Annotated in this window: 14 protein-coding genes and 2 pseudogenes; 8 read left to right on the plus strand and 8 right to left on the minus strand. The window is 75.1% G+C overall.

Features of this window, described 5'->3' with window-relative positions; genetic code table 11:
* Positions 1–21: 21 nt before the first annotated feature.
* The gene (locus GKE82_RS16320) at positions 22–834 is read right to left on the minus strand and encodes an HNH endonuclease family protein (protein ID WP_309233647.1); all 813 of its coding nucleotides are present in this window, start codon (positions 832–834) and stop codon (positions 22–24) included.
* A gap of 56 nt (positions 835–890) precedes the next feature.
* The gene (locus tag GKE82_RS16325; RefSeq protein WP_107568116.1) at positions 891–1808 is read right to left on the minus strand and encodes an oxygenase MpaB family protein; all 918 of its coding nucleotides are present in this window, start codon (positions 1806–1808) and stop codon (positions 891–893) included.
* Positions 1809–1871: 63 nt separating this feature from the next.
* Here GKE82_RS16325 and GKE82_RS16330 point away from each other — a divergent pair, with 63 nt between their 5' ends.
* Together GKE82_RS16330 and GKE82_RS16335 are read left to right on the plus strand one after the other, a co-directional pair.
* On the plus strand, positions 1872–3140 hold the full coding sequence (locus GKE82_RS16330; protein WP_196189267.1) for a CdaR family transcriptional regulator: 1269 nt from the start codon (positions 1872–1874) through the stop codon (positions 3138–3140).
* 2 nt (positions 3141–3142) lie between these two features.
* The gene (locus GKE82_RS16335; protein ID WP_158276706.1) at positions 3143–3784 is read left to right on the plus strand and encodes a TetR/AcrR family transcriptional regulator; all 642 of its coding nucleotides are present in this window, start codon (positions 3143–3145) and stop codon (positions 3782–3784) included.
* A gap of 21 nt (positions 3785–3805) precedes the next feature.
* Here the strand turns inward: GKE82_RS16335 and GKE82_RS16340 are convergent, their stop codons facing one another.
* From GKE82_RS16340 to GKE82_RS16350, 3 genes are all read right to left on the minus strand, one after another.
* Positions 3806–4825, minus strand: a complete 1020-nt coding sequence (locus GKE82_RS16340; RefSeq protein ID WP_154734014.1) for an LLM class flavin-dependent oxidoreductase — start codon at positions 4823–4825, stop codon at positions 3806–3808.
* A 27-nt stretch (positions 4826–4852) separates the two neighbouring features.
* Positions 4853–6115, minus strand: a complete 1263-nt coding sequence (locus tag GKE82_RS16345) for a cytochrome P450 (RefSeq protein WP_154734015.1) — start codon at positions 6113–6115, stop codon at positions 4853–4855.
* Between the two features lie 113 nt (positions 6116–6228).
* A complete protein-coding gene (locus tag GKE82_RS16350; protein ID WP_154734016.1) occupies positions 6229–7491 on the minus strand; it encodes a CdaR family transcriptional regulator in 1263 nt (420 codons plus the stop codon).
* A 104-nt stretch (positions 7492–7595) separates the two neighbouring features.
* On the opposite strand from GKE82_RS16350, the pseudogene GKE82_RS31525 reads away from it, so the two are divergent.
* The 3 genes and pseudogenes from GKE82_RS31525 to GKE82_RS16360 form a co-directional block, all read left to right on the plus strand.
* Positions 7596–7733, plus strand: a pseudogene (locus GKE82_RS31525) (lycopene cyclase family protein); the annotation flags it as partial.
* 274 nt (positions 7734–8007) lie between these two features.
* A complete protein-coding gene (locus GKE82_RS31530) occupies positions 8008–9207 on the plus strand; it encodes a GMC family oxidoreductase (protein WP_375337005.1) in 1200 nt (399 codons plus the stop codon).
* Between the two features lie 88 nt (positions 9208–9295).
* The gene (locus tag GKE82_RS16360; protein ID WP_107568122.1) at positions 9296–10561 is read left to right on the plus strand and encodes a CdaR family transcriptional regulator; all 1266 of its coding nucleotides are present in this window, start codon (positions 9296–9298) and stop codon (positions 10559–10561) included.
* A gap of 9 nt (positions 10562–10570) precedes the next feature.
* Here the strand turns inward: GKE82_RS16360 and GKE82_RS16365 are convergent, their stop codons facing one another.
* From GKE82_RS16365 to GKE82_RS16375, 3 genes are all read right to left on the minus strand, one after another.
* Positions 10571–12352 carry a serine hydrolase gene (locus GKE82_RS16365; RefSeq protein ID WP_154734017.1) on the minus strand — a complete coding sequence of 594 codons (1782 nt, stop codon included), beginning with the start codon at positions 12350–12352 and terminating at the stop codon, positions 10571–10573.
* 103 nt (positions 12353–12455) lie between these two features.
* Positions 12456–13505, minus strand: a complete 1050-nt coding sequence (locus GKE82_RS16370; protein ID WP_154734018.1) for a carbon-nitrogen hydrolase family protein — start codon at positions 13503–13505, stop codon at positions 12456–12458.
* On the minus strand, positions 13502–15016 hold the full coding sequence (locus tag GKE82_RS16375) for an NAD(P)/FAD-dependent oxidoreductase (protein WP_196189268.1): 1515 nt from the start codon (positions 15014–15016) through the stop codon (positions 13502–13504). The genes GKE82_RS16370 and GKE82_RS16375 overlap by 4 nt, the downstream gene beginning before the upstream one ends.
* 70 nt (positions 15017–15086) lie before the next feature.
* Between GKE82_RS16375 and GKE82_RS16380 the strand changes: the two genes are divergently transcribed.
* The 3 genes and pseudogenes from GKE82_RS16380 to GKE82_RS16390 all read left to right on the plus strand — a co-directional run.
* Complete coding sequence (locus tag GKE82_RS16380; protein WP_230316189.1) at positions 15087–15812, plus strand: TetR/AcrR family transcriptional regulator; 726 nt, start codon at positions 15087–15089, stop codon at positions 15810–15812.
* Between the two features lie 82 nt (positions 15813–15894).
* Complete coding sequence (locus GKE82_RS16385) at positions 15895–17184, plus strand: cytochrome P450 (RefSeq protein WP_154734021.1); 1290 nt, start codon at positions 15895–15897, stop codon at positions 17182–17184.
* Positions 17181–18221, plus strand: a pseudogene (locus GKE82_RS16390) (acyl-CoA dehydrogenase family protein); the annotation flags it as partial. The gene GKE82_RS16385 and the pseudogene GKE82_RS16390, both read left to right, overlap by 4 nt.
* Between the last annotated feature and the right edge of the window lie 77 nt (positions 18222–18298).

Raw genomic sequence — 18298 nt, forward strand, 5'->3', positions numbered from 1 at the left:
ACGGCGCGCGCCGCCCGCGTCTCACCCGGCGCAGCGGCGTCGCATGTCCGCCTTGTCGGCCGGGGTGACGGGCAGGCGGTAGCGGGTCGCGACGCGCGCGATCCGCACGACGTACGCGCAGCGGATCGCCCGGTTGGGCGGCAGCCAGGACGCGGGGCCGGACGCGTTCTTGCGCTGGTTGGCGGCGCCGTCCACCGCGAGCAGGTTGAGCGGGTCGTTGGCGAACTGCGCGCGGCGCACCGCGGGCCAGTCGCGGGCGCCGAGCTGCCAGGCGTAGAACAGCGGGATGACGTGGTCGATCTGCACCTCGGTCGGGCGCGCCTTGGAGAACGCGATGGTGCGACCCGTGTACGGGTCCGGGAGCAGGCCGTCGAGCACGACGCAGTCGCGGCCGGTCGCGTCGGGGGTGCCGGGGCGCAGCGTGGGGGCGCGCAGGTCGCGGCGCAGGACGTCCTCGCGGGTGCGGCAGTCGTTGCCACCCCAGGTGATCGGGGCCTCGTCGGTCCAGTCGGGGCCGAACGCCTCGCGCGCGTAGCCGCCGCGACCGCGGCGCGGTCCGGTCCGCACGCCCGCGATCAGGGCGCGCACGCGCGGCGCCTCCGCGGCGGTCGGGGGCGTCAGGCCCGGGTGGACGCCGAGCACGTCGGCGACCGCGCTGCGCGGGGTGGGCGCCTGGCCGGGACCGGTCCGGACGGGCGCGACGCGCACCGCCCCCACTGGCGCCGGGGTGTCGTCGTGGGCCCGGTCGGCGCTCGCGCCCGCGCGCGGGCCGGTGTCCGCGCAGGCGCCGAGGGCGAGCACGGCGAGGAGCAGGGGAATGGCGCGCGCGGGCACCACCCCATGGTGGCCCGTGCCGCGGCGGCGTGGGCGCCGTCGTGCAGGACGGTCGCTCAGGCGGCGGCGGGGACCCGGGGGGTCGGCGTCGCCGCGGTGCCGGAGCCGAAGCTGCCGCGCGCGATCTCGCGGTGGCGCCAGCGCAGGTAGTCGGGCCCGAGCGTGCGCGCCACGCGCGGGAGCACCGGGGTCGTCGCGCGCGAGGCGGCGCCCAGCGCCTGCAGCTCGCGGCGCTGGCCGGGGGTGAGGCGCAGGTGGAGCTTGCGCTGGGCGCTGACGGGCAGCAGGCCGATCGTCGCGAGCTGCAGCGTGCGCGTGGCGGGCAGGCGCAGAGCCTTCCAGGTGCGCGGCCCGAGGCCGGGGACGGGCGGGGCGGCGGGCTCGACGATCGTGCGGAGCACGAGGTCGACGACGTCGTTGCGCTCCAGGCGGGTGTCGACGATCTCCTCGACGTAGGCCTGGAAGCCGCCCCAGGTGGCGGGGAGGTCGCGCTCGCGGATGCCGAGCAGCCGGCCGAGGCCGCGCCACTCGCCCCAGAACCGCTCGGTCTGCGCGGGGCTGAAGGGCCGGCCGAACCGCTGGTGCGCGCCGACGATCGAGACCGCGAGCGTCGCGTGGACCCAGGCGTAGGCCTCGGGCTCCAGCGCGTGGTAGCGGCGGCCCTGCGGGTCGACGCCCTTGATCCTCGTGTGCATCGCGCGCATCCGCCGGCCGGTCTCGGCGGCGCGCTCGGGGCCGCCGTAGACGAGCAGGTTCACGTAGTCGAGCGTGCGGAACAGCCGACCCCACGGGTCGGTGACGAAGTCGGAGAACTCGCGCACGCCCCCGGCGACGGTCGGGTGGGCGACCTGGAGCATCAGGGCGGTCCCGGCGCCCGTCATCGCGCGGGCGTCCCCGGCGCGCCGCCAGGTGATCGACGACGCGTCGACGGCGTAGCGGTGGGCCTCGGCGGGATCGGGCAGGACGGACGCCATGCCGCGATGGTACTCGCATGCACATCTGAGTACCACCCTTCGCGTCTAGGATCGCCCCAGCGCATGCGCACCGTGCCCGCCACCGACGACCGTCAGGAGCTCGCCGAGCCCGCCCGCGCGGCGATCTCGGCCTCCGCCGCCGACCTCGCCGCACGCATCGAGGAGGTCCGCGAGCTCGTCGACGAGCGCATCGTCGGCAGCGTCGCCGACCTCGCCGTCGGCGGCGACGAGCTGTTCGAGAACCTCGCCGCCTCGACCCGCGCGCACATGGTCCTCATCTCCGGGATGCTCGGCGCCTGGGCCGACCCCCGGGAGGCGCACCCGCCGCCGGAGTCCGTGCGCTGGGCGCGGGACTTCCTGCGCGTCGGGGTGCCCGTCGACCGGCTCATGCGCAGCTACCGGCTCGGGCACGCCGCGTTCTGGGCCTGGTGGCAGGAGCGCCTGCGCGAGCACGCCGACGACGTCGACGTGCTCGCCGAGGCGATCGCCGCCACCTCCGCCTGGACCTTCGCCTACGTCGACGCGGTCCTGCAGCCCCTGATCGACGACCACGTCGAGCAGCAGTCCCGGGCCGGCGCCCGGGCCGAGAGCGTGCGGATCGCCGAGGTCCGCGCCCTGCTGGACCGCAGCGCCCCGGCCCCCGATCCCGACCGCGCCGGTGCCCGCCTGCGCTACCTGCTCCGTCGCGGCCACGTCGCGTTCGTCGCCGTCGCCGTCCCGGGCGCCGACGGGCGCGACCCGGACCCGCAGACCGCGCTCGAGCGGCTCCCGCGCACCCTCGTCGAGCAGCTCGCGCTGCCCGAGCCGCCGCTCGTCGTGCCCGCCGCCGGGGACGCCGTGCACGGCTGGATCGGCGGGCGCGCCCTCCCCGCCCCGGCCGACCTCGCCGCCCTGCGGTTGCCCGGCGTCGTGCTCGCGTTCGGGGGAGCCGGGGACGGACTCGACGGCTTCCGCGACAGCCACGAGGAGGCGCGCGAGGCGGCGCGCGTCGCGCGCCTGTGCGGCCGTCGCCCCGGCAGCACCGTCACCTACCGCGACACCGCCGTCCTCGCCCTGCTGACCGCCGACGGGGACCGCGCCCGCCGCTTCGCCGGCGACGTCCTCGGGGCGCTGGCCGACGACAGCGACGGCTCGCGCCGCTTGCTGGCCACGCTCGCGGTCTTCCAGGAGGAGCAGCTGAGCTTCGCCCGCACCGCGCGGCGGCTCGGCGTGCACCAGAACACGATCGCCTACCGGGTGCGCCGCTGCCTCGAGCTCTGCGGGGAGGAGGACGCGGGCTCCCTGCGCCTGCGCGCCGCCGTCGCCCTCGTCGCCACGCTGCGCGACCGCTGACCGTGCCGCGCGCCACGCCCGACCCGCCCGCCGACCTCGTCACGGTGCTCGCCCGCGCCGCGACCGGCGCGGCCGCGGCCACCGACGAGACCGAGGACCGGATCCTCGACGCGGCGCTCGCCGAGCTCGCGCAGCGCGGGACGCGCGCGACGACGATGGACCACGTCGCCGCACGCGCCGGCGTCGCGCGGATGACCGTGTTCCGCCGCTTCGGCTCGAAGGCCGCGCTGGTGGAGCGGCTGCTGGTCCGCGAGGTCACCCGCTTCCTCGCCACGGTGCAGCGGCGGCTCGCCGACCACGACGACCCGGTCGACCGCGTCGCGGAGGCGTTCGTGCTGTGCGTGCGCCTCGCGGCCGGGCATCCGCTCGTCGCGCGCCTGACCCGCGACGAGCCCGGCGGCCTGCTGGAGCAGCTCACCCACGGCGACCCCTCGCCGCTGGAGCTCGGCCGGTCGTTCGTCGCCGCCACGATCCGCGCCGACCACCCGAGCGCCCGCGTGCGCGACGACGCCGACGACGTCGCCGACGTCCTCGTGCGCCTCGCGCTCACCTACGTGCTCGTGCCGGGCGGCTCGGCCGCCGCGGACGACGACGAGGCCGTCCGCGCGTTCGCCCGCCGGGTCCTCGGGCCGCTCGTCACCTGAGCGGGCCGGGCCGGGCGCCGCTCAGGCGCCGGGGCGGGCGGCGGCGAGCGCCCGGACGGTGCCGAGCAGGTCGCCGCTGGGGATGCTGATCATCGTGTCGACGCCCGCATCCGCGTACGCCTGCAGCCGCGCCGGCAGCCCCTCCGGCGTCGTGGCGATCGCGACGCGCTCGAGCAGCTCGCGCGGCACCGCGGCGGACGCACCGGCCTGGTCGCCCTCGAGGTACTTGTCCTGCACCGCCGTGGCGGCGTCCCCGAAGCCGTAGCGGGCGGCGAGGTCGACGTAGAAGTTCTTGCCCTTCGCGCCCATCGCCCCGAGGTAGAACGCGATCCACGGGCGCACGACGTCGAGCGCCTCCTCGACGGTCGGCGCGATCGCGGTCGGCGTCAGCGCCAGCACCTCGAACACCTCGCGCGGCCGGCCGGCCGCCTCCACGGCGTCGAGCACCGGGCGGATCGTCGTCTCGGGCTGTGACGGGTCGACGAACACGCCGATCCAGCCGTCGGCGATCTCGCCGCACTGCTGCAGCCCCTTCGGCGCGGTCGCCCCGAGGTAGATGGGGATGCGCGCCTGCGCCGGCCGCGCGAGCAGTCGCAGCTCCTTGCCCAGACCAGTGCCCTCGACGCCCTCGGGCAGCTGCACGGGCATCCGCTCGCCCGCGAGCGCGGCGCGGATCGTCGCGACGTACGCGCGGGTCCGCGCGAGCGGCCTGGCGAACGGGTCGCCGTACCAGCCCTCCGCGACCTGCGGGCCGCTCGGCCCGAGGCCGAGCATCATCCGCCCGCCGCTGAGCACGTCGATCGAGGCGGCCGCCATCGCCGCCGCGGTCGCCTTGCGGGCCGGGATCTGCATGATCGCCGTGCCGAGCCGCACGTGCTCGGTGCGCGCGGCCAGCAGGCCGAGCATCGACACCGCGTCCTGGCCCCACGCCTCGCTGACCCAGACGGAGTGCAGGCCGAGCTCGTCGGCCAGCACCGCCATCTCGATCTGCTGCTCGGGGGTGAACCAGGGCCAGTAGACGGTCGAGATCCCGATGTTCATGTGCCCGACCCTACGGTCCGGGGACCCTCAGCGCTCTTCGGGCGTCCACTCCGCCGGGAGCGAGCGGATGCCGTTGATGAAGTTCGCGACGAGGAAGTCCGGGTCGGGCGCCTCGATGTCGGGGATGCGCGTGAAGATCTCGCTCATCAGCGACTTCAGCGTCGTGCGCGCGACCGCGGCCCCGAGGCAGTAGTGCGGGCCGCCGCCGCCGAAGCCCTGGTGGCGGTTGGGCGAGCGGAAGATGTCGAAGTCGAACGGGTTGCCCCAGTACTCCTCGTCGCGGTTGCTCGAGCAGTACCAGAGCACGACCTTGTCGCCGCGGCGGATCTGCTGGCCGCGGACCTCGAAGTCGCTGAGCGCGGTGCGGCGCATGTGGATCAGCGGCGAGACCCAGCGGATGACCTCCTCGACCGCGTCCTCGACGCGGCCGGGCACGTCCTCGCACAGCAGCCGGCGCTGGTCCTGGAACCGGGTGAAGGCGTAGAGCATCCCGGCGGACGCGTGACGGGTCGTGTCGTTGGCCGCCACCGCGAGCAGGACGAAGAACGCACCGATCTCGTCGTCGGTCATCTTCTCGCCCTCGAACTCGGCCTGCACGAGCCAGCTCATCAGGTCGTCGCCGGGGCTCTCCCGTCGCTCCTCGGCCAGCTCCGCGGCGGTCAGCCGCAGGGTCATGACGCAGTTGACGAAGTGCTCGAGCGGCTCGACGCCACCGGTGACGACCGGGTCGTTCCAGGACAGGAGGTCCTGCGCGGCACGGATGGTCGCCTCGTGCTGGTCGCCCTCGTGCAGGCCGAAGAAGCTGCCGAAGATCCGTCCGGGCATCGGCTCGGCGACGAGGTCCACGAAGTCCCCGGAGCCGAGGTGCGCCATCTCGTCGATGAGGTCGCGGGCGTGCTCGCGCACCCAGCCCTCGAGCTTGCGCATGTTGCCGGGCTTGAACGCGTCCATCGTGATGCCGCGCAGCTGCGTGTGGCGTGGCGCGTCCATCGCGATGAACGACTGGGCGATCTCGGTCATCTCGGGGGAGAAGTCCTCCATCGTGATGCCCATCGCCGAGGAGAAGACCTTCGGGTTGCGGCTGGCGGCCTGGATGTCCGCGTACTTCGTCAGCGACCAGAAGCCGTGGACGTTCTCCTCCGGGGGCAGCAGGTCGGACTCGGCGGGCCCGCTCCAGAAGACGGGACGCTCGGCGCGGATGCGGGCGAACGCCTCGTCGCGCGCGTCGGGGTGCTGGGCCCAGAACGCCTTGGCGGCGATGTCGTGCGGCTCGACGGTGGGGGTGCTCATGGGGTGGTCCTCTCCTCGGGTGCCGCGAGGCTCGCAGCCGCGTCGCGCTGCGCGCCATCGGGGTTCCGCAGACCGACGCCGCCGCCCTGGTGGAAACCACGAAGCGCGGCGGGTCAGAGGTCGAGCGGCGGGGCGTCGTGCAGCAGCGGCACGAGGTCGACGACCGCGCGCAGCGCCGACGCGTGCTCCGCTCCTGCGAGCTCGAACGCCCGCCGCACCCGGTAGGAGACCGTGTTCTCGTGCACGCCGAGGCGCCGCGCCGTGCGGGCGAAGCTCTCGCCCTCCTGCAGGTAGACGCGCAGCGTCGCCAGCAGCCGGCGGGTCGCGTCGTCGTCCGCCGCCAGCGGGCCGAGCGTCGCCCGCGCGACCCGGCGGGCCTGCGCGACGTCGCGCGTGAGCAGGTCGAGCACCGCGACGTCCGGGTAGCGCACCACCGGGCTGCCCTGGCGCACGAGTCGCGCGACCCGCCGGGCGCGCTGCGCCTCGTCGTGCGAGCTGCGGAAGCCCGCGACGCCGTCCCCGCTGCCCCCGAGCGCGACCCGCGCGCCGCGCGCGCGGGCCAGGACGGCGAGCGGCTCGAGCGCCACGGGCTGCGGTCGCGGCACCCAGGCGGTCAGCGTCCGCGCGTCCTCGCGCAGGAGCAGCGGCCGGCCGCCGTCCGCCGACAGCGCCTCCGCGAGCTCCCCGGCGAGCGCCTCGAGCCCGTCGCGCGCCGCGTCGGACGCCTGCGTCGGCGCCCACGCGACGAGCGCGACGTGCGGGCGCTCGAGGTCGTAGCCCAGCCGCGCGCCCGCGGTCGCGACGTCGAGCGCCTCCCCGGCGAGGAGCGCGGCGACGGTCTCGGCGCGGACGGCGTCGCTGCCGCCCAGGCGCCGCAGGCGCTCGTCCTCGTAGGCCTCCACCAGCGGGGCGCTGATCGCGTCGATCCACGTGAAGATGAACGCGGTGGTCGCGTTCAGCGCCTCCAGCACGACCGCGGCGGGGGCGCCGCTGGCGACGAGCTCCTCGTGCCAGAGCGCGTGGTAGCCGGACTGCCCGATCCGGTAGACACGCAGCAGCGCGTCGATCGGCAGGCCGCGTGCGACGAGCCCGCGCGCCCAGGTCAGCGCGTCCTGCGGCGCCGGGACGATGTGCGGGTCGGTCCACGAGCGGGCCATGACCGTCAGCAGCGCGACGCTCCCGCGGGCCGCGGCGAGCAGGTCCTCGCGCAGGTCCTCGTCCTCGCGCGGCAGGTCCATCTCGGCGACGACCCGGTCGATCAGCCGCTCGGCGATCTCCTCGACCCGCGGCTCCAGGCGCGTGGCGACCGCGGTGACGAGCTCCTCGCACGCCCGCGACCGTGGGGGCACCTCGCCGAGCTGCGGGATCCGCGCCATGCGCGCAGCCTGTCACATGCGGTTGGGGGAATTCACGGAGCAGACGTCGGGTGACCTGCGACGACCCCGAACACCGGCGGCCGTGCGCGCAGCATGCTCGGCCCATGGAGATCTACGACCACATCGTCGTCGGCGCCGGATCGGCCGGGTGCGCGGTCGCGGCCCGGCTCAGCGAGGACCCGGCGCGGCGTGTCCTGCTCGTCGAGGCGGGCGGCGGCGACCGCGTCCTCGCCTCGCGGGCACCGGCCGGGTTCTCCGAGCTGATCGACAGCGCTCGCGACTGGGGCTACATGACCGAGCCCGAGCCCGGACTCGACGGCCGCCGGATCCCCGAGCCGCGCGGCCGGCTGCTGGGTGGGTGCAGCGCGATGAACGCGATGCTGTGGATCCGCGGCAGCCACCTCGACTACGACGGCTGGGACCTGCCGGGCTGGAGCTGGGAGGAGGCGCTCCCGACGTTCCTGCGGATGGAGGACCACCTCCCTGCGCGACGACGCGCACGGCCACGGCGGCCCGATGCGCGTCCGGCGGCTGCGCGACCCGGACCCGGTGGCGCGCGCGTTCGTCGAGAGCGCCGCCGCTGCCGGCATCGCCCGCACCGAGGACCTGTCGGGCCCCGACCTCGACGGGGTCTCCCTCGCTCCCACCACCACCTCGGGCGGCCGGCGCTGGAGCACCGTCCGCGGGTACCTCGACGGCGCCCGACGCCGGCCGAACCTGACCGTGGTGACCGGGGCGCTGGTGCACCGGGTCGTCATCGAGGGCGGCCGCGCGGTCGGCGTGGAGCTCGAGCGCCGCGGCACCGTCCGGCGCGTGGGCGCCCGGCGCGAGGTGATCCTCAGCGCGGGGGCGTTCAACACGCCGCACCTGCTGCAGCTCTCCGGTGTCGGTGACGCCGAGCACCTGCGCGACATCGGGGTCGAGCCGCTGGTCGACAACCCGGCGGTCGGCGCGCACCTGCAGGAGCACCCGTTCACGTTCTGCAACTACGAGCTGCGCGAGCCCTGGCTGGGCCTGTCCGACGCGGCCAGGCCGCAGCACGTGCTGCGCTGGCTGCTCACGGGCCGCGGCAAGCTCGCGAGCAACGTCGCGGAGGCGCTCGCGCACGTCCGCACGCTGCCCGACCTGCCCGCACCCGACATGCAGCTCGTGCACGCTCCCGTGTTCTTCTGGGAGAACGGCAAGGCCGAGCATCCGCGCCCGGCGTTCGCGATCGCCCAGTCGTACTGGACGCCGGCGAGCCGCGGCACGGTGCGCGCGGTCTCCCGCGACCCGCGCCAACTGCCCGCCGTGCAGCTGAACCTCCTGACCGAGCGCGCCGACCTCGAGGCGATGGTCCGCGGGATCCGGCTGACGCGCGAGATCGTCGCCCAGGGACCGCTGGCGGACATGGTGTCCGTCGAGATCACCCCCGGACCGGACGTCCGTACCGGCGAGGAGCTCGAGCGCTGGGTCCGGCGCACCTGTCTGAACACGTACCACCCGGCCGGCACGGCCCGGATGGGCGAGCCCGGGGAGGGCGTGCTCGACGCCCGCCTGCGCGTGCACGGCGTCGCCGGTCTGCGGGTCGCCGACGCGAGCGCTCTGCCCCGGATCACGCGCGCCAACACGAACGCCCCCGCGATCCTCGTGGGCGAGCGCTGTGCCGACTTCGTCCGCGAGGACGAGCGGGCCGGAGCCGCCGTCCGCGCGCCGCAGCTCGTCGCCGGCGCCTGACCCGTCGGCCGCCCGCGCGACGGTGGAGCGTTGCCCCGATCCCGGCGGGCGGGGTAGGCTCGACGGGTCCCACGGGAGAGGAGACGTGATGGCGCAGGTGACGACGGCCGGGGCTTCGCCCGCGTGCCGCGAGGCGGTGCAGGAGATGGCGGAGGCGTTGATCCCCGAGCTCGACGGGGTCGCCGTCCTGCTCGCGGACGCGATCCACGACCAGATCGAGACGCTCGACCGCTCGCTGCACGACGAGACGATCCGCAGCTGCCGCGCGAACATCGGGCTGATCGCGGAGATGCTCCGCGACGACGTCGAGCCGTTCACCGCCACCGCCCCGGCGGAGGCCATGCACTACGCGCGCGAGTTCGTCCGCCACGGCCTGCCGATCGAGACGCTCATGCGCGCCTACCAGGTCGGTCACCAGGTGTACGTCGGCACGATGCTCGAGCGCCTCGCGGTGCGCGTCGCCGACCGCGACCTGCTCGCCGAGACCGTCAGCTACTGCAGCGCCTGGATGTTCCCGTACCTCGACGCGGTGCAGCTCGGCATCACCGAGGCGTTCATGGCCGAGCGTGAGCGCTGGGTGCGCAGCGCGGCGGCGCTGCGCGCCGACGAGGTCCGCGCGATCCTCGACGGCTCCACCGTGGACGAGCAGCGCGCCTCGCAGCGGCTGCGCTACGCGCTCGCCCGCACGCACGTCGCGATCGTCGTGTGGGGCGAGGAGGGCGAGGACGAGGACGGCACGATCGGCATCTTCGAGCGGATCGCGCACGACATCGAGCGGACGCTCGGCGGGACCGACGCGCTCTGCGTGCCGCTCGGGCGGCGTACGCTCGCAGCCTGGATCGGGCTGCGGACCACGCCGGACGTCGGGGTGCTGCGCGCGCTGCGCGACCAGGACGCGCTGGTCGTCGGGGCGCGCGTCGCGGTCGGCGACCCGCACGACGGCATCGACGGCTTCCGCCGCTCCCACGAGGAGGCGCTGCTCGCCCGCCGCGTCGTGCACCTCGGTCGCCGGGCGCCCGGCGCGGTGGCCCGCTACGGCGACGTCGCGCTCACCGGCCTGCTCACCCACGACGTCGGCGAGGCCCGCCGGTTCGCCGAGCGCGAGCTCGGGGCGCTCGGCGCGGAGACCGACGCGGCCCGCCGCATCGCCGCGACGCTCCGCGTCTTCCTCGAGGAGGGATCGAGCTTCGTCCGTGCCGCGCGCCGGCTCGGCGTCCACGAGAACACGGTCGCCTACCGCGTGCGCCGGGCGGGCGAGCTGCTCGGCCACCCGGTCGAGGAGCGCCAGCTCGAGCTGCGCGTCGCGCTGATGCTCGCGGACGTGCTGCGCCGCTCCGCGCCCGACGCGGCGTAGGGCTCCGCGCTACCGCACGACGACCCGCCGGCGCGCGCCGGGCCGGTCGTCGCCGTCCCCGGTGGCCCGCACGAGCACGGGGACCCGTCGGGTGGCGCGCAGCAGCCGCCGACCCTGCGCGGTCAACGGCACCGACACGACCCGCGCCGGTCCGGGACGCAGCACGAGGCGTCGCGCCGCGACGGTGCGGCGCGGACCGCCGCGACGGCCCGCCGCGCTGACGAGGATCCGGACCTCCATCCGGCGCCCGGTCACGCCGACCCGCAGCGCCAGCGCGCCCCGCCGCAGCGCCGCCGCCCGCGAGGCGACGGCGGTCCGGCCAAGGCGCACGGTCGCCGCCCGGCCTGGGGGTCCGGCCGGCGCCGTCGCGGGCGGGCAGGTGCCCAGACGCGCGGCGACCGCGCGGTACAGCGCGTTCCACTCCTCCGCCGCGAACTCGGTTCCGAAGCCGTAGGCGTCGGGGTCGGTCGGCGGCCCGTCGCCGGGCCGCGAGTCGAGGCCGAAGGCGTGCGAGAGCCGCACGCCGGTGAGGCAGTGGGCGGGGGAGACGGAGATCTTCTGGCCCTGGAAGCCCGACGCCTGGTAGCTGTCGGGCGTCGGCCCGGCCCACCACTGCAGCGCGTAGCGCCCGCGGGACAGGTCGGTCATGCGGGTCGAGGTGCGGGTCCACGACTCGGGGACGACCTGCCGGCCCTCCGGCGTGCGGCCGCCGCGGCGGAACAGCTCGCCGAACCGCGCGAGGTCGAACACCCGCGCGTACAGTCCCTGCGACGCGATCGCGTCCCCGGCCCGGTCGGTGAGGATCCGGGCGTCGCCCGCCATCCCCGCCGGACGCCAGAGCTTCTCGCCGAGAACCTCGTTGAACGGCTTGCCGTAGACCTCCTCGGTCATCCACGCGAGCACCTGGGTGTTGCCGCTGTTGTAGGAGAAGCGCGTGCCCTGCGGCGCCACGCGCGGCAGAGAGCGCAGGAACGCGTTGCGGCCCTGCCCGAGTCGCCCGTCGGTGACGAGGTCCAGCGCCGCCTGGATCCACTGCTGCACCTGCGTGTTCAGCGCGAGCACCGGGGTGTCCTCGTCCCAGTGGACGCCGGACTCCATCTGCAGGAGGTTCTCGATCGTCGTGCCCTCCCAGGCGCTCCCGCGCAGCTGCGGGACGTAGCGCTCGATCGGGTCGTCGAGGGACCGCACGCGGCCCTCGTCGAGGGCGATGCCGACGACCGCGCTGATCACCGACTTCGTCGCCGACCACGGCTGGTGGCGGACCTCGGCCGACCAGCCGTTGGCGTAGGCGTCGGTGACGATCCGTCCGCGGTGCACGAACGCGACGATGTCCGTCTCGGTCGTCCGCAGGAAGTCGCGCAGGGACTTGCGCCGACCGCGCCACTCGTAGCGCAGGTCGCCGAGATCGACGGTCTCGCGCGGGAGCGCCCACGGGGTCCCGGAGGCCGCCACGGGCGCGGTCGGCAGGAACGCCTCGGGGCGCACCGCGTCGACCGGGGTGGGGAGGATCAGCGACCCCGACTCCAGGAGGTTCGACACCGTCGCGACCCAGAAGGCCGGGTCGAGCATCACGTCGGCGCGACCGCGCAGGACGTCGGCCACGCCAGGGAGCGCGACGGTCGGGTCGATCGGCCCGCCCGCGGCGCGCAGCCGTGCGCCCGGGACCTGGGCGGCGACGGCGCGGGCCGCGTCAGCGGACGCGGCCGCGGACGCGGCCGCGGACGCGGACGCGGGCGTGGCCGTCGCCGTCCCCGGCCCGACCGCGAGCGCGCAGGCAACGGCGATCGTCACCCCGACCGTCCTGCTGCTCCTCGTCCCCGTCCTGCCGGTCATCCCGCGCCCCCCCCGCTCTGGTGAACGCGAACGTACAGCGGAGCGGCGCGGGTGGCAAGCGCTACGGCGTCGTGGCGAAGTGCTGCTCCTGCTCGTCGGCGACGGGCGGCAGCGCGTCGGGCAGGTCGCCCGCGGGCATCGACTGCCACTCGTGCTTGCCGCGCAGCCGCTTCTGCCAGTAGTCGAGGCGGCCGTGGTTGTTCATCACGTGCCAGGCGGCGATGTGGGTCGAGAGGCTCATCGCCGGGATCCAGAAGCGGTCGGCCAGCTCGTCCAGCGGCGCGACCGAGCCGGGGGTCACCTCGGCCGCGACGTGCCCGGCGCCCTGCGCCTCGGTGCGGCGCGCGAGCACGGTCCCGTCCGCGGCGCAGATCTGGGTCTCGCCGATGCACGTCGTGCGCCACGGCACCACCGGCGCGGCGGGGAACCGCGCCTCGACCGACCCGACGTGCGCGGCGTAGACGACCGGGGCGCCGACGAGCCGCGCGACCTGGGCGGGCAGCTCGCGGTTCTGCCGCACCCACAGCGCGTGCTCGCGCTCGACCCAGCGGTTGAGCGGCGGCACGGTCCAGTTCGCGGGGAACGACGGCCAGCACATGCCGCCGAGCACGAGGTCGACGCCACGCAGCCGCTTCGCGGTGCGGTGGCGTGCCCACTCCCATCCGGACGCGAGCCCGACGTCGAGCCCGAGCGCCCGGCAGTGCACGCGGCCGTCGTCGTCCCCGCCGCGGTAGTAGTGGTTCTCCCACGCCGACGGGATGTCCTTGTCGTGCAGGTGCGCGCCGCCGTCGGGCTCCGCGAGCACGTAGGTCCCGTAGGCGTCCCGGCCGCGCCGGGCGAGGAAGCCGCCGGTCACGACGACGTCGAGCTCGCGCGCCAGCCGCGTCAGCAGCTGGAACGGCGCGCCGTCGACCGGGCGGGTCACGCCGCGCAGCCGCTTGTTGAACACGTTCGGCGAGGTCATCGCCTCGGGCACGACGATGACGTCGGGCGCGTGCTCGCGGTGCGCGTCGCGGATCAGGTCCTCGATCGTCTCGAGGTTCCGCTCGACCGCGGCGAGCTCGAGGTCGGCCTGGACGGCGGCGACGGTGATCGGGCGGCGCGCGCTCATGCGACCACCGCCTCGCGGCCGGCGGGGACCGACGGCGGTGCCGGCACGGGTGCGGCGGCCGCGACGGGCGGGGCGCCGGTCTCCGGGACGGTGGCGGCGGGGCGCCGGGGCGGCGCGGGCCAGGTCCAGCCCGGGTGCTCGGAGCCGCGGATCAGCCGGGTGGAGCGGAACCGCTTCGCGCGCGCCTCCGCCCGCACGAGCAGGTCGGTGCGCAGGTCCTCGACCGCGCCGCGCAGCGTCGCGGGCAGCGCGGCGGGCCGGTGGCGCAGGTCGTGCGCGACCGCGAGCCCGAGCCCCTGCGCGAGCCGCCGCACCGGCAGCACGTCCTGCTGGGTGCGCACGCGCTGGAAGACGTCGCTGAGGTCCGGGTCCGGGTCCACGCGCCGGGCGGCCTTGCGGGCCAGGGCGATCAGCACCGGAGACTGCGGCTGGATCCGCGTCTCCCCGTTGGCGAAGTGGTAGGCCGACAGGCACTCCTCGTCGCGCGCCTGCTCGTAGCGGCGCAGCGTCGCGTCCAGCGCGCCCGGGTCGTCGAGCACGTCCGCCGCCATCGTGCCGAGCGTGTGGCCCATCCACATCGCGTCGCGCTGCCCGTTGCCGATCACGGGGTCCTTGAAGTGCCCGGCGTCCCCGGCCAGCGCCCAGCCCGGCCCGCTCGACGGCCGGAAGTACGCGGGCACGTCCGCGGTCGACCGCAGCTTGCTGAGGTTCGTCGCGCCCTCGATCCGCTTCGCCCAGCCGGGGTGGCGGCGCAGGAACTCCTCCCAGACGCCCTCGGGGTCCTTGCGGGCGCGCGCGACGTCCGAGGCGGGGCCCATCACCAGCGCGACGAGGCGCGGCTTCGGCGCGCTGGGGAACGTCATGCAGAAGCTGTCGCCGTCACGCCACTGGTGCAGGGTCGCGTTGTCGCGCGTGTCGACGCGCGGGTCGTCGAGGTAGCGGAAGACCAGGCCGCGCCCGTTCTTGGAGGCGCGGTAGGGCTGCCAGGCGCCGACGCGCGCGGCGATCGTGGAGCGGCGGCCGTCGGCGCCGACGACGAGCTTCGCGTGCAGCTCGTGGATCGCGCCCTCGGGGTCCTTGGCCCGCACGCCGCGCACGCGACCGCCGCGCCAGAGCACGTCGAGCACCTCCCAGCCCTCGCGCACGTCGGCGCCGTGCTCGCGCGCAGTCTCGACGAGCACGGCGTCCTGCAGCGGCCGCGGGATGCACCAGACGTAGTTGGAGGTCGAGCCGACCGGGCCGCCCCACGGCTCGCGGACGGTGACCTCCTCGTCGAAGCTCAGCTCGAGGTCCTGCATGTAGGAGGGGTCGCGGGCGGCGATCTTCTCGAACGCGCCGATGTCCTTGAGGACGTCGACGCCACCGCCGAACAGCACGTGGGTGGAGAGCTGGTCCGACGGGAAGCTCGACTTGTCGAGGACCACCACGTCCCGCCCGGCGCGGGCGAGGACGGCGGCGGCGACGGATCCGGCGCAGCGGGCGCCGACGACGACGACATCATGCTGGGACATGCGGGCGAGCCTACCCCCGTCCCGGCTATAGTTGCAACCCCATTCAGATATGAACCCGCCTCCAACTGAAATGCCGCTCGCGCCGACGCCGACCCCCGGACCCGCCCGTGGCGCCCGTCGCGCCGCCCGCACCCGCGCCGCCATCCTCGACGCCGCCGAGGCCGCCTTCCGCGTCGACGGCTACCGCGGCACCCGCATGGAGGACGTCGCCGCCGCGGCCGACGTCGCCGTCGGCTCGATCTACAACCACTTCGGCGACAAGGACGGCCTCTACCACGCGCTCGCCGAGCGCTCCGCCGACCTCTTCGGCCGCTACCTCGACGCCGCCTACGCCATCGGCGGCACCCCGCTGGAGCAGGTCATGGCCTGCGGTGACGCCTACCTGCGCTTCCACCTCGAGCACCCCGGCGCGTTCCGCTTCCTCGCCTTCGACGGCGTCGAGGCCGCGTCCTCCGGTGCCGTCGCCGACCCGGAGCTCGCGGCGCGCCTGACGGCGAAGCTCGCGGTCACCCTCGACGGCTTCCGCGCGAAGATCCAGGAGGCGATGGACACCGGCGAGGTCCGCGCCGACCTCGACGCCCACCGCCTCTCCCGCTTCCTCTGGGGTGCCTGGAACGGCGTCGTCGCGCTCGGCCTGCGCGACGACGAGCTCGCGCTCACCGACGCCGACATCGAGGCGACGATCCTCACCGGCCGGCGGCTCGTCGTCGAGGGCCTCGTCGCCCCCGCCGCCCGCGACGGGGGCGGGGACGCGCGCGCCCGCCTCGTCTCGATCGTCTCGCCCGACCAGACCTGACCGGGCCCCGATCCCCCGCGCGGTGGGGGCGATCCCTCTCGCGGGCGATGCGACGCCCCCGCCGGCGGGCGAGCATGCTCCCATGAGCACGCCCGCCGCCAGCCGCCCGACGATCGACTCGCCCGACGCCGACATCTCGGCCCGCGACTTCTGGGCCAAGCCCTACATGGACCGCGACCGCGAGGTCTTCGAGCGCTTCCGCCAGGAGGCGCCCGTCTCGTGGCACCGCCCCTACGAGTCGACGCTGATGCCGCCGGACGAGGACACGCCGGGCTTCTGGTCGCTGTGGAAGCACGAGGACATCCGCGCGGTGTCCCGCAACGCCAAGACCTTCATCTCCAGCCAGGGATTCCTCATGGAGGACTTCCCCGAGGCCGTCGCGACGATGTCGCAGTCGTTCCTCTTCATGGACGACCCCGAGCACCAGCAGATGCGCTCGCTCGTCTCGCAGGCGTTCACCCCGCGGCGCATGCGGCAGATCGAGGGCTGGGTCCACGAGGAGGTCGTGAAGCTCTGCGAGGAGGTCGGCCAGAAGGGCGACATCGACTTCGCCAACGAGTTCGCCAAGGAGCTGCCCGGCCGGATCTTCGCCGACTTCTTCGGCGTGCACGACGGCGAGGTCCGCGCGACGATCATGGACGCCGCCGAGAAGATGCTCGCCTGGGACGACCCGGAGGCCCAGCAGGGCCGCGACGCGCTCGAGACCTACGGCGAGGAGGCGATGCGCCTGCTCGACATCTGCTTCGAGCTCGTCGAGGAGCGGCGCGTGAACCCGGGCGAGGACCTGATCTCCTGGCTCGTCGCCGCCGAGGTCGACGGCCGCACGCTCGAGGACTGGGAGATCGGCGCGTTCTTCAGCCTGCTGGGCTCCGCCGCCAACGACACCACCCGCCACTCGCTCGCGCACGCCCTGAACCTCTTCACCGTGCACGAGGACCAGCGGGCGCTGCTCATGTCCGACTTCGACCGGCGCATCGACGGCGCCGTCGAGGAGGTCCTGCGCTACTCCACGCCGGTCATGCACTTCCGCCGCACCGCCACCCACGACACCGAGATCCGCGGCGTCAAGATCGCCGAGGGCGAGAAGGTCGTCATGTGGTACGTCAGCGGCAACCACGACGAGGAGGCGTTCGCGGACCACACGCGGTTCGACATCACCCGCGAGACCCGCAACGCGCACCTCGGCTTCGGCGGCGGCGGCCCGCACTACTGCATGGGCGCCGCGCTCGGCCGGCAGATGGTCAAGTACGGCCTCACCGAGGTGTTCCGCCGCTTCCCGGACATCGAGGCGCACGAGCCGCACTTCCAGACGAACAACTTCATCAACGGCGTGCACTCGATGCGCACGACGTGGACCGTCCCGTCTGCATGAGCACCGTCGAGCGCACCGGTCCCGCGCGCACCCAGGACCGCACCTGGAACGACGTCTTCCTCCCGGACGACGTCGCCCACGTCCGCGAGCTGGCCCGCGACTCCGTCGCGCGGCACCTCGCGCCCGTCGCCCGGCAGATCGCGCAGACCCCGGAGTCCCGGGACAGCTTCCCGTGGGAGGCGTTCCGCGGCCTGGCCTCCGACGGCTGCTTCGCCGTGCCGTTCCCGGCGCCGCACGGCGCGGGCCTCGACCACCCGATCCTCGCGACGTGCATCGTCACCGAGGAGATCGCCTACGAGTCCTCCTCGATGGCGGGCGTCTACGACGGGCAGTGCATCCTCAACGCGCGCTGCCTGAGCTTCGCCCAGCCGGAGGTGCGCGACCGCGTGCTGCCGAAGCTCATCAGCGGCGAGAGCGCGTTCAGCTTCGCGACGACCGAGCCCGACGCGTCCTCGGACCTCAGCCCGTCGACGCTGAAGACCGTCGCCCGGCGCACCGACTCGGGCTTCGTGCTCAACGGCCGCAAGTGCTGGATCACCAACAGCGTCGTCGCCGACTGGCTGTGCGTGCTGTGCCGCGACGGGGACGAGCAGGCGATGACGATGCTGCTCGTGGACATGCACTCGCCCGGCGTCACCGTCGGCGAGCCCGACCTGAAGATGGGTCACCACGGCCAGATCACCGCAGACATCGTCTTCGAGGACGTCGAGGTCCCCGCCGAGAACGTGCTGGGCGAGCCCGGGCGCGGGCTCGGCGTCGCGCTCGCGTCGCTGGCCGCCGGCCGGGTCGGGATCGGCGCCGCGGGCGTCGGCGTCGCGCAGGCGGCGATGGACCTCGCGGTGGAGCGCCTGGGCACCCGCCAGCTGTTCGGCAAGAAGCTCGGCGAGATGCAGCACTGGCAGTACCGCCTGGCCGAGCACGCCACCCACCTGGAGGCGGCCCGCTCGATGTACCAGAAGGCCGCGGTGCGGCTCGACCGCGGCGACCGCTCCGGCGAGCCCGAGGCGTCGATGGCCAAGTCGTTCGGCACGAAGCTCGCCAACGACCTGGCGCGCGACGCGCTGCAGGTCTACGGCGGCTACGGCTTCGCGAAGCAGATCGCCGCGACCGGGAG

The sequence above is a fragment of the Conexibacter sp. W3-3-2 genome, from assembly GCF_009707605.1.
In the GTDB taxonomy this organism is placed as follows: Bacteria; Actinomycetota; Thermoleophilia; order Solirubrobacterales; family Solirubrobacteraceae; genus Paraconexibacter; species Paraconexibacter algicola.

What these genes read in the sequence shown, in the direction of transcription:
- GKE82_RS16345 (WP_154734015.1), bottom strand. Translation starts at nt 6,115, where the DNA reads ATGAGCACCCCCACCGTCGAGCCGCACGACATCGCCGCCAAGGCGTTC.
- GKE82_RS16360 (WP_107568122.1), top strand. Translation starts at nt 9,296, where the DNA reads ATGGCGCAGGTGACGACGGCCGGGGCTTCGCCCGCGTGCCGCGAGGCG.
- GKE82_RS16350 (WP_154734016.1), bottom strand. Translation starts at nt 7,491, where the DNA reads ATGGCGCGGATCCCGCAGCTCGGCGAGGTGCCCCCACGGTCGCGGGCG.
- GKE82_RS16340 (WP_154734014.1), bottom strand. Translation starts at nt 4,825, where the DNA reads ATGAACATCGGGATCTCGACCGTCTACTGGCCCTGGTTCACCCCCGAG.
- GKE82_RS16385 (WP_154734021.1), top strand. Translation starts at nt 15,895, where the DNA reads ATGAGCACGCCCGCCGCCAGCCGCCCGACGATCGACTCGCCCGACGCC.
- GKE82_RS31530 (WP_375337005.1), top strand. Translation starts at nt 8,008, where the DNA reads ATGCGCGTCCGGCGGCTGCGCGACCCGGACCCGGTGGCGCGCGCGTTC.
- GKE82_RS16380 (WP_230316189.1), top strand. Translation starts at nt 15,087, where the DNA reads ATGCCGCTCGCGCCGACGCCGACCCCCGGACCCGCCCGTGGCGCCCGT.
- GKE82_RS16325 (WP_107568116.1), bottom strand. Translation starts at nt 1,808, where the DNA reads ATGGCGTCCGTCCTGCCCGATCCCGCCGAGGCCCACCGCTACGCCGTC.
- GKE82_RS16330 (WP_196189267.1), top strand. Translation starts at nt 1,872, where the DNA reads ATGCGCACCGTGCCCGCCACCGACGACCGTCAGGAGCTCGCCGAGCCC.
- GKE82_RS16370 (WP_154734018.1), bottom strand. Translation starts at nt 13,505, where the DNA reads ATGAGCGCGCGCCGCCCGATCACCGTCGCCGCCGTCCAGGCCGACCTC.
- GKE82_RS16375 (WP_196189268.1), bottom strand. Translation starts at nt 15,016, where the DNA reads ATGTCCCAGCATGATGTCGTCGTCGTCGGCGCCCGCTGCGCCGGATCC.